The 576-nt window shown below is 34.2% G+C and carries 1 protein-coding gene; it reads right to left on the bottom strand.

Features of this window, described 5'->3' with window-relative positions; all coding sequences use genetic code 11:
* Positions 1–42 precede the first annotated feature (42 nt).
* A complete protein-coding gene (locus CWB72_RS20255; RefSeq protein ID WP_138635226.1) occupies positions 43–456 on the bottom strand; it encodes a hypothetical protein in 414 nt (137 codons plus the stop codon).
* Positions 457–576: the final 120 nt, after the last annotated feature.

Genomic DNA, 576 nt, shown 5'->3' with positions numbered 1-576 from the left:
TTGCGTCCATAGTTTAATTAATTTGTTATGTTTTCTTAGCGCTCAGAAGCTATCTGATTTAATAACTACGACCCCACTTTCAGTATATAAAAGAGGACCTGCATAGTAGCTTCCTTTTTTAAACAAATAGAAAGCTGACAATTCGCCTAGCTTTCCTTTAATGTTAAAACCAACAGAGTTTTCACTGGTACAAACAACAGAAAGCTCATTAATGTCACCAAATTTTGTCTTTATATTTCGGGAATTACTCAAGGTTTCTTTTAGTTTCTTAATAGATTTAAATTGAGATTCTTCAAGACTAAAGCCGTAAACTGATAGCAATTCATTGTCGTTAGTGCCAACGTCAACATTTTCTACGTGAGGAATTTGTTTAAAATATTCCTGACATAAAGGTAATGCAAAAGCTTTTGCCATTAGCACAACTTCTATGAAAATCAGAGAAATCAAAAGTTTCATGCTCAGTTTCCAGAAAACATAACGCCCGATTAACGGGTAAAAAATTGTGGGCTAAAATTGAGCGAAGCGAATAGCCCGCAAGTTTTTTATCCCTGTTTAATTGCTTGTTATGCGTTGACA

This window comes from Pseudoalteromonas phenolica (genome assembly GCF_005886345.1).
GTDB classification, from domain to species: Bacteria; Pseudomonadota; Gammaproteobacteria; order Enterobacterales; family Alteromonadaceae; genus Pseudoalteromonas; species Pseudoalteromonas phenolica_A.
The sequence above is the reverse complement of the archived record's forward strand: the minus strand, read 5'-3'. Positions and strand labels throughout refer to the sequence as shown.

Bases quoted from the DNA above. Each gene is read 5' to 3' on its own strand.
- CWB72_RS20255 (WP_138635226.1), bottom strand. From the start codon at position 456: ATGAAACTTTTGATTTCTCTGATTTTCATAGAAGTTGTGCTAATGGCA.